Source organism: uncultured Agitococcus sp., assembly GCF_937920075.1.
GTDB lineage: Bacteria > Pseudomonadota > Gammaproteobacteria > Pseudomonadales > Moraxellaceae > Agitococcus.
Genome location: NZ_CALETI010000042.1, coordinates 1 through 9,273, shown reverse-complemented (window position 1 = coordinate 9,273; position 9,273 = coordinate 1). Strand labels below are relative to the sequence as shown.

Below are 9,273 nucleotides of genomic sequence, written 5' to 3'. Positions count from 1 at the left end.
CCAAAGGTTGTCATGCTTTAATTAAAGAGGGAGCAGCGTTAGTTGAAACCCCCGAAGATATTTTACAAGATGTCGCGCATAGTTTTGCTAAAACCAAAGTAGGGCAATTTGGTGGGGTTGCCCCTGTGAAGATTGATGAAAGTATTGACATTAGTGCAGAAGCAAAACAGGTTTTAGCGGTTTTAGGTTGGCAAATTCAGCACTTTGACGCTTTGGCCGAGCAAGGGCAGTGGGATGCAGCAACCTTAGCGAATTTGTTAATGGAGTTGGAATTAGCAGGTAAAATTGCTACTGTAGCGGGCGGTTATGAGCAGTTGAGTTAAAAAGCTTTATGTACCTATCTCCGATTCATCTTCGACAAGCTGTAAATACTTTAAAATCTGGTGGCGTGATTGCCTATCCTACCGAAGCCGTTTGGGGCTTGGGGTGCGACCCTTTTAATGAGCAGGCGGTGCTTGATTTATTAGCCTTAAAACAACGGCCAATGGCTAAAGGTTTAATTTTAATTGCAGCAAGTGTCGAGCAAGTTGAACCCTATTTGCAATTATTAACCTCAGAACAACGACAAACAGTGGTTGATTCATGGCCAGCGGCAAAAACTTGGGTTGTACCTGTTGAAGAACAATTTCCAATTTGGGTGCGAGGCGAGCATTTGAGTGTGGCCGTAAGAGTGTCTGCACATCCACCCGTTCAAGCTTTATGTAATGCCTTTGGTGGGGCTATTATTTCCACCAGTGCTAATATTACAGGCAAAAAAACTGCCAAAACCACATTACAAATTAGGCAACAGTTAGCAGATGGTGTAGATTACATCTTTTCCGCGCCTTTAGGTGGCTTAAAAAATCCTTCGCAAATTCGAGATGCCCGTACTGGCCAAATTTTGCGTGCTTCTTAACAGAGAAATCTATGTCTGCTAATCAACCAGATTTAATGGCTGTCAAAGCCTTTTTATTATCTTTACAAGATCATATTTGCCAACAGCTATTAGCTGAAGATGGTGCAACGGCTTTTCGTGAAGACACATGGCAACGTGCTGAAGGTGGTGGTGGTCGTTCGCGTGTACTCGAAAATGGCACAATCATCGAAAAAGGTGGTGTTAATTTTTCTCATGTCTATGGTAGTAAACTACCACCGTCTGCAACTGCACATCGTCCTGAATTGGCAGGACGTTCTTTTCAAGCAATGGGGGTGTCTTTAGTCATTCATCCGCGTAATCCGTATGCACCAACCTCGCATGCCAATATCCGTATTTTTATTGCCGAAAAAGAAGGTGAAGAACCTGTATGGTGGGTAGGTGGTGGTTTTGACTTAACGCCTTATTATGGTTTTGTTGAAGATTGCCAAGCATGGCATCAAATGGCAAAAGATGTTTGTCAGCCATTTGGCAAAGATGTTTATCCAATCTACAAAAAATGGTGTGATGACTACTTTTATCTCAAACATCGTCAAGAGCCGCGCGGTATTGGTGGTTTGTTTTTTGATGACTTAAATCAATGGGGTTTTGATAAGTGTTTTGAGTTTCTCAAAGCCGTTGGTATGGGGTATATCAATGCCTATCGTCCTATTTTAGCCAAACGTAAAAATATGCCCTATGGTGAGCGTGAGCGTAATTTTCAATTATACCGTCGTGGCCGTTATGTAGAGTTTAACTTAGTACATGACCGTGGCACAATTTTTGGATTACAAACAGGTGGACGTACTGAGTCTATTTTGATGTCATTGCCCAATTTAGTGGCATGGCAATATGACTATCACCCTGAGCCAAATTCGGTTGAGGCGCGTTTTTATCAAGAGTTTTTAATTGCTAAAGAATGGGTATAAATAATGACTGATCGTTATGCTGTTGTCGGCAATCCAATTGGCCATAGTCGCTCGCCACGAATTCATCGTGCGTTTGCGGCGTTAACACAGCAGGATTTAAGCTATGAGGCAATACTGTCGCCTTTAGAGGGATTTAGAGCCTTAGTAAACGAATTTTTTTCTGCACCAGAAGCCAAAGGCTTAAATATTACCTTGCCATTTAAAGAGCAAGCTTATGATTTAAGTGACGTAAAATCATCACGAGCCACACAAGCAGGTGCAGTAAATACCTTAATGAAAGGTAAAGATGGCCGTTTGTATGGTGATAATACCGATGGCATTGGCCTTGTGCGTGATATGACCGAAAACTTAGGGTGGAGCTTAGCCAATAAACGAATTTTAGTCGTGGGTGCAGGTGGTGCAGTGCGTGGCGTATTAGGCGCATTATTAGAAAAAAATCCCAGTCAATTATGGGTTGCCAATCGTACACCTAGTAAAGCACAAAATTTAGCGAATATCTTTCGTGCTTATGGCGATATTGCTGCGATTCGTTTTGAGGATATTGCATCACAAAGTATTGATATTATTATTAATGGTACATCAACTTCATTAACAGGTGATTTGCCACCATTAGCCAATAATATTTTGGCTGAAGGCGCGTGTGCTTATGATATGGCCTATGGCAAACCGCAAATGCCATTTTTAGAGTGGGCAACAGCACAACAAGCACAAGTGAGCGATGGTTTGGGAATGTTGATTGAACAAGCCGCCGAAAGCTTTTTTATTTGGCGCGGTGTGCGTGTGCAAACGGCTGAATTATTAGCAGAAATTAGAAAAGAATTAAGAGTATAACCATGAGTCAATTATTTAATCCTATTCAAGTGGGTGCATTGAGTTTAAAGAATCGTGTGATTATGGCGCCTCTAACACGGATGCGTAGCCAAGATGAGACTGATGTGCCTGTCTTGCCGTTAATGGCAGAGTATTATCGTCAACGCGCTAATGCGGGTTTGATTATCAGTGAAGCTTCGCAAATTTCACCTCAAGGCAAAGGTTATATGGGGACACCGGGTATTTATAGTGCCGAGCAAGTAGCGGCATGGCAACAAATTACCCAAGCAGTACACCAAGCAGGTGGCAAAATTGCTATTCAGTTATGGCATGTTGGCCGTGTATCACATCACTCATTACAGCCCAACAAACAATTGCCTGTTTCGGCATCTGCGATTGCTTATGTCAACAAAACCACGATTCGTGGCGAAGATGGCAAACCTTTACGCGTGCCTTGTGACACACCTCGTGCATTAGATTTAGAAGAAATCCCCAGTTTGATTAATGATTATCGTCAAGCCACCATCAATGCGCGTGAAGCAGGCTTTGATATGATAGAAATTCATGCGGCACATGGTTATTTGTTGCATCAATTTCAATCAGCCGAAAGCAATCATCGTCAAGATCAATATGGTGGCAGCTTAGAAAATCGTGCGCGTTTAACCTTAGAAGTGGTTGATGCTTGTTTGGCGGTGTGGGATGCAGCCCATGTTGGTATTCGTATTTCACCATTAGGTATTTTTAATGGTTTAGACGATCAAGCAGGTTTAGAAATGGGCTTGTATTTAGCTCATGAATTCAACAAACGAGGTTTAGCTTATTTGCATTTATCTGAGCCAGATTGGGCAGGTGGCCCTGCACACACAGATGAATTTAGACAAGCCTTACGTGAAGCTTTTACAGGTGTCATTATTGGTGCAGGAAATTACACCTTAGATAAAGCCAATCTCTTGTTAGATAAAGGATTTATTGATGCCGCAGCCTTTGGTCGTCCTTATATTGCTAATCCAGATTTAGCCATTCGTTTGCAACAAAATGCACCATTAAATCAGTTAAATCCTGCCACTTTGTATGGGGGTGGTGCAGAAGGTTATACCGACTATCCTGCTTTAGTCTGAAATAACACAAACTCACTTAGTATGCTACTAAGTGAGTTTTAAAGGAATTTTGATGATAACGATAATTTCAGGCGGTCAAACGGGTGTTGATCGTGGGGCATTAGATGCGGCTTTAGCGATGGGAACGCCTTGTGGAGGCTGGTGTCCAGAAGGGCGAATGGCAGATGATGGCATTATTACCGATAAATATCCCTTACAAGAATTAGCAGGGGCAGGTTATCGCCAACGTACACGACAGAATGTGGCTGATAGCGATGCGACTTTAATTATTTATTTTGATTTTATTGCGCCCAAACGCGGCACAGAGCTAACTTTATTAACCGCTATTAAATTAGAAAAGCCTTATTTGTTGATTGATGGCAGTGAGTTGAGTGTTGAGCGTGCCGCCAATAAAATCCTCACTTTTTGTCAAAAGCATCAAATTAGTCGTTTGAATGTTGCAGGGCCAAGTGCAAGGCATTTGCCAAATGCACACGCTTATACTCAAGAAGTGATCATATTACTGTTGCAAAAATGGCAAGCATTACCCTAATTCCCCCACAGCTTTTTCCAAAATTTCTGTAAACCATTATTAGATGATTGCTTGTTTTTACTTGGTTTTTTTTCGGTATTTTGTGGTGAAGTTTTAGTTGATTTTTGATTGGCTGCTGCTACTCGTTGTTCATGTTCGGCAGCGAGTTTTAATAATTCTGAATGATTGGGCTGAGCCAATAAGCCAAGTTTAATAGCGTTGAGTGCCTGTTCAAATTGTTTCTGCTGATAATCTTCCTGTGCTAAGCCAAGATAAACTTGGGCAATACGTTGCAGACCAGCTTGTGCTTGTGGCTGTTTAGCATCAATCGTCTGTATTTGCTGAAAGTAAAATACCGCATTGTCGTCTTTGGGAGCTGATAAATCACCAGAAGCAAATTTGGTTTCGGCTTGTGTTAGCCAATAGCTGATTTGTTGATTTTTGGCAGTCGTTAAACCTGTTTTGGCTTGTTGATTATCGGCATCTATATTTAAAGCTTGTTGATAAAAAAACTGTGCACTGTCATTGGCAGGGCTGAGCCATTTCTTTTGTTGTAAACGCTGTTCTGCCTGTTGCAATAATTGGCGTACTTGCCAATGCTTTTTGAGCATAGGTGCGCTTATAATTGCTAATAAAAACAAGAAAATAGCAATACCGCCGATGATGATTTTTTTCTGATCAAGTGGCTTTTTTTGCACAGGAATAGCTGGTGCAGGCATGGAGATAGAAACGGTTAAAAAGCCATCAAGTGCATCAATCAAACTCTGGCTATCTTTAAAGCGCTCATTGGGTTGTTTTGCTAATAATTTATTAACGATGGCTTGATAGGGACTCAGTTCTTGAGGCAAGGTTGGAATATCCATTTGCACATGATTAACCACCGTTTGGGTATAATTTTCACCACGATAAGGGTTATAACCTAATAGTAATTCAATCAAAATCACGCCAACACTATACAGATCACTACGATGATCAATTTCTTGGCATTGTGCTTGCTCGGGACTGCTATACGATGGACTACCAACCACCACACCATGTTGAGTTAATTCTTGATTAATTTGAGTATTTTTAGCAATACCAAAATCGGTAATGACAATATGTTCGTGGTCTCTAAACAAAATATTCGCAGGTTTAATATCTCGGTGAATCAAACCTTTATGATGAACAACCGCTAAACCTTGGGCAATTTGTTTAATAATCGCCAATGCGCGTTTTGGCTCAAACTTTTGGCCTTTATATTGACTCAGATCACCGCTTTTAATTAACTCCATTACCAAATAACAACGACCATCCGCTAATTGCTGCACATCATAAATGCTAATAATGGCAGGGTGATGCAAAGAGGCCACAATATGCGCCTCATTAATAAAACGTTGGTACAGTTGAGCTTCTTGGTTGGCATCTAATACTTTGATCGCTACTTGGCGTTGCAAAGAATGTTGTGTGGCTAAATAGACGGTCGCCATACCACCCACCCCTAGGACTTCATGGATGGTGTAGCCTGAAATAGTCGGAGCAGTGCTGTGGGTCATTATTGTTAAAAACCTATCTGTAAAATAATCGGCATCGAATTAAGCTTTATTTAAGTTTAAAATTTTATAGTCATTTTAAACAAGCCATGATTGGGGAAGAATAATGCGTTTATTAGTCAGTGTGATTTTAAGTTGTTTAATGGTAGTCAATGCTTACGCAGCAGATAGTGCCAATAGTCAATTACAACAACTTGCTAGTCAAGCGAAAGCTGAAAACTCAGCATTTACCGCGTTTAATGCCCAACGAGGTCAACAGTTTTTTAGCTCAACTCATGGTAGTGATTGGAGTTGTGCTAGTTGCCATACCAAAAACCCACTGCAAATGGGCAAACATGATGTCACAGGAAAAATAATTCAGCCAATGGCACCGTCAGCCAATCCCGCTCGTTTTACTGATGTGGCTAAAACACAAAAATGGTTTAAGCGTAATTGCAAAGATGTTGTCGGTCGTGAGTGTACCGCCCAAGAAAAAGGCGATGTGTTAACATGGTTAATATCATTAAAGTAGCCCTCACCCCAACCCTCCCACAGGGCGAGGGAGTCTAAAATTTGCAAAAGAGTTTTTAAAATGAATAAGTTAATTGTCTTGGTCATTGCTGGTTTGAGTGCATCATTTTCCCATGCAGGCAACATTCAATGGGGAAAGCTGAATCCAACTTACGCCAATGAATGTGGTAGTTGTCATGTGCCTTTTCCTGCACGTTTATTGGGGCGTGGAGAATGGCAACAAATTACCAGCCATTTAGATAAACATTTTGGTGTTGATGCCAGTTTGGATGACAAAAGCCTCGCCGAAATTAATGGCTATTTACAGCAAGCAGGCAGTGCAAAAGCGCGGACACAAGTTGCGGGTGACAAATTACCACGTATTACCCAAAGTCCTTGGTTTTTGAAAGAGCATGATGATATTGCCCCAAGTTATTGGAAAAAAGCCAATATCAAATCACCCTCTAATTGTGGTGCTTGTCATGGTGGTGCAGAGCAGGGGCATATGTCTGAACGTGATTTAAAAATGCAGCATTAACAGGGCTTTTGTGAACATAAAATCGTTACTTCGACTACGCTCAGTAACCATAAAAACGATTGAAATGTGAACAAATCAGCGATAACCGCCTAAGTCATCATTAAGAGGTTTATATTATGAAAACATCGATCAAAGTTTGGGATTTACCCACTCGACTATTTCACTGGCTGTTGGTGTTGAGTTTTGCAGCCGCTTATTTAACCGCTGAATCTGAACGTTTACGCGTTATTCACATGACTTTTGGTTATACCGTTGCAGGATTATTGGTGTTTAGGGTGTTATGGGGCTTAATGGGCACTCGCTGGGCGAAATTTAGCAGTTTTTGGCCATCACCCAAAAAAGCGATTAACTACGGTTTGTCATTAGTAGATAAGGCTCAAGCACCACATTACACAGGTCACAATCCCTTGGGAGCATTGGCGGTATATGGGTTATTAACCTTGGGTTTGGCAACAACAGCCCTAGGCTATAGTTATGTGCAATTAGATCAAGAATGGATTGCTGAGGTACATGAGGCATTAGCTAATCTGATGTTGGCGTTGGTGTTTGCCCATGTATTTGGTGTGGTTATTTCGAGTAAAAAGCACAAAGAAAATTTGGCCAGAAGTATGGTCACAGGTGATAAACAAGGCGAACCTGAAGAAGCTATTAAAAATACCAGACCAATTGTTGCCTTGTTGTTGTTAGTTGTTGTTGGTGGTTTTTGGTTTACTGCTTGGCAACAACCTGATTTGTTGGGCTTAAAAGCAGGCGAAGACACCGAACAACACCAAGAAAAAGATCATGATTAAGCAATAAATTTAATGCTCTGCGGAGCAAAGTCGAATGAGTTTTGACTTTGCTCCATCTCTCCTCATCTGTTTATTGATTATCAAAAAAGTTAGTGATAGCCCCTAAGTGTGACAATTTATATGATAAATACTTATAAAATATATGGTTATTTATGATAAATCCTTATATTTTGTATGTATTAAATTAACTTATTGAATTTAATATAAAAAATATAGAAAAATCAGATTTTTAACCTAAAAATAGCACTTCACAATCCCACATAAAAAGTGTATATATAACTCAAAGGCATATTTTTTATAGGGGTATTGATGATGAACTTTCGTGTTGCTTCGGTGATTTTTACTATTGCTTCGGTTGTCGTTGCAGGTATTTTTGTGACTGCTGCCTTAGTTTTAGGATATGAGGATGCTAAGTCTGTGTGGTTGGCGATTGCCTCAGGTTTGGCAGTATCTATTCCTGTGACTTTTATGGCAACTAGCAGCTTAGTTAAATTTACTGCTAGTCAGCAAGTCAAAAGCTAGAATCTTCCTGTTGTAAAAAGAGTAGCTCAGCGGGTGTTGAGTCTCGGCCAAGGACGGCATTTCGATGAGGATAACGTCCAAATCTATCTATAATCGCTTTATGTTTAAATTCAAAACTCAGATTAAATTCCAATCCTGTTTGGTTATATAACTCAACCGCTTGTTGATGAATAATCGCTGATTCACTGTGCATAAATGGCAAATACAGAAATGATTTCTCAATGGTATTTAACGATTTATCTAAACCTAAATTGACTGTTTGTTGTGCCAACACCAAAGCTGCTAAATCATAAGCAAAAGCTTGCGGCTGATTGCGATATAAGTTTCGTGAAAACTGATCTAAAACAATAATTTCAGCTAAACGGCCATGTGCATCGGTACGCCAATGGGCGAGTTCACCACGGGTTGCTTGTTGATGTGTTTTGCCAAAACGTTGACGAATTAGCTCATCAAACTCATGGTTTTTTTGCCACCATAAACTAGAGTCAATTTCTTTGAACCAAAAATCTAAAATGGTTTGTGAGTTATTCATTTGTTAGTCCCACCAATTAAATAAAGCTTCACCAAGCGTTTGGGGTTTCCAATAATTAATATCATGCTTAGACATCCATGATTGAGCAACAAAGGGAGCATTGAGTTGACTTGTACAATAAACCTGAATATTGGCTAAATTGTGGAGCATATTGGCTAAGAGTGGATGATCAATAAATTGTAGTTTAAAGGGCTGTAGTTGTTGTGAAAAAGCCCAGTCGTTGTTTTCAGAGCAAAGAATATAAAAAGTTTGCGTGTTGAGACGCAATGAGGCTACCACAAAGTTTGGGGTGACTTGTGGACTTTGAACATCGACAACCGTTGCGCCTGTTTGTTGGCTAATGGTGTAGATAAGACGCTTAAATTCTGTTGTATCCATACAATTTACACGCTGCTAGAGTTGTTGTGTTAATCATAGCAGGGTTTGAGGGGTTTGTGATTTGCCGATGTCAATCTTTGTTATCTAAAGGTTGCACTTCATCTTGTAGATATTTTAGCAATTTTGGCCATACTTCATGACGGACAGGATCATTAATGCCCCACGAAATAACCGTTTCAAGTTCAGTAACTAGCTCATCATATTGGGGATTATTAGCTAGTCGAGCAGTAATAA

12 protein-coding genes and 1 pseudogene are annotated in these 9,273 nt (G+C 40.4%); 10 read left to right on the top strand and 3 right to left on the bottom strand.

What is annotated here, in order from left to right:
• From Q0212_RS01295 to Q0212_RS01270, 6 genes and pseudogenes are all read left to right on the top strand, one after another.
• Positions 1–323 (top strand): annotated as a pseudogene (locus Q0212_RS01295) (hypothetical protein); the annotation flags it as partial.
• 8 nt (positions 324–331) lie between these two features.
• Positions 332–895: a Sua5/YciO/YrdC/YwlC family protein gene (locus tag Q0212_RS01290; protein WP_297921032.1), complete on the top strand. Its 564-nt coding sequence runs from the start codon at positions 332–334 to the stop codon at positions 893–895.
• A gap of 11 nt (positions 896–906) precedes the next feature.
• Positions 907–1,821: an oxygen-dependent coproporphyrinogen oxidase gene (gene hemF, locus Q0212_RS01285; protein WP_297921029.1), complete on the top strand. Its 915-nt coding sequence runs from the start codon at positions 907–909 to the stop codon at positions 1,819–1,821.
• A gap of 3 nt (positions 1,822–1,824) precedes the next feature.
• Entirely contained in the window at positions 1,825–2,652 is an 828-nt protein-coding gene (aroE, locus tag Q0212_RS01280) for a shikimate dehydrogenase (RefSeq protein ID WP_297921026.1), read from the top strand.
• A gap of 2 nt (positions 2,653–2,654) precedes the next feature.
• Positions 2,655–3,749, top strand: coding sequence for an N-ethylmaleimide reductase (gene nemA, locus Q0212_RS01275; RefSeq protein WP_297921024.1), 1,095 nt, complete (start codon positions 2,655–2,657; stop codon positions 3,747–3,749).
• Positions 3,750–3,801: 52 nt separating this feature from the next.
• Positions 3,802–4,281, top strand: coding sequence for a putative molybdenum carrier protein (locus Q0212_RS01270; protein ID WP_297921021.1), 480 nt, complete (start codon positions 3,802–3,804; stop codon positions 4,279–4,281).
• Here Q0212_RS01270 and Q0212_RS01265 read toward each other — a convergent pair.
• Positions 4,278–5,792, bottom strand: a complete 1,515-nt coding sequence (locus Q0212_RS01265; protein ID WP_297921018.1) for a serine/threonine-protein kinase — start codon at positions 5,790–5,792, stop codon at positions 4,278–4,280. The genes Q0212_RS01270 and Q0212_RS01265 overlap by 4 nt on opposite strands.
• 103 nt (positions 5,793–5,895) lie before the next feature.
• On the opposite strand from Q0212_RS01265, the gene Q0212_RS01260 reads away from it, so the two are divergent.
• The 4 genes from Q0212_RS01260 (at position 5,896) to Q0212_RS01245 (ending at position 8,129) form a co-directional block, all read left to right on the top strand.
• A complete protein-coding gene (locus Q0212_RS01260) occupies positions 5,896–6,300 on the top strand; it encodes a DUF1924 domain-containing protein (protein ID WP_297921016.1) in 405 nt (134 codons plus the stop codon).
• Between the two features lie 60 nt (positions 6,301–6,360).
• Positions 6,361–6,816: a hypothetical protein gene (locus Q0212_RS01255; RefSeq protein WP_297921013.1), complete on the top strand. Its 456-nt coding sequence runs from the start codon at positions 6,361–6,363 to the stop codon at positions 6,814–6,816.
• Positions 6,817–6,932: 116 nt separating this feature from the next.
• Complete coding sequence (locus Q0212_RS01250) at positions 6,933–7,607, top strand: cytochrome b/b6 domain-containing protein (protein WP_297921010.1); 675 nt, start codon at positions 6,933–6,935, stop codon at positions 7,605–7,607.
• 309 nt (positions 7,608–7,916) lie between these two features.
• Positions 7,917–8,129 (top strand): hypothetical protein, encoded by a 213-nt coding sequence (locus Q0212_RS01245; protein WP_297921008.1) that lies wholly within the window; start codon positions 7,917–7,919, stop codon positions 8,127–8,129.
• On the opposite strand, the gene Q0212_RS01240 is transcribed toward Q0212_RS01245, so the two are convergent.
• Together Q0212_RS01240 and Q0212_RS01235 are read right to left on the bottom strand one after the other, a co-directional pair.
• Positions 8,119–8,661, bottom strand: a complete 543-nt coding sequence (locus tag Q0212_RS01240) for a DUF924 family protein (RefSeq protein WP_297921005.1) — start codon at positions 8,659–8,661, stop codon at positions 8,119–8,121. The genes Q0212_RS01245 and Q0212_RS01240 overlap by 11 nt on opposite strands.
• A 3-nt stretch (positions 8,662–8,664) precedes the next feature.
• Positions 8,665–9,039, bottom strand: a complete 375-nt coding sequence (locus tag Q0212_RS01235; RefSeq protein ID WP_297921002.1) for a hypothetical protein — start codon at positions 9,037–9,039, stop codon at positions 8,665–8,667.
• Positions 9,040–9,273: the final 234 nt, after the last annotated feature.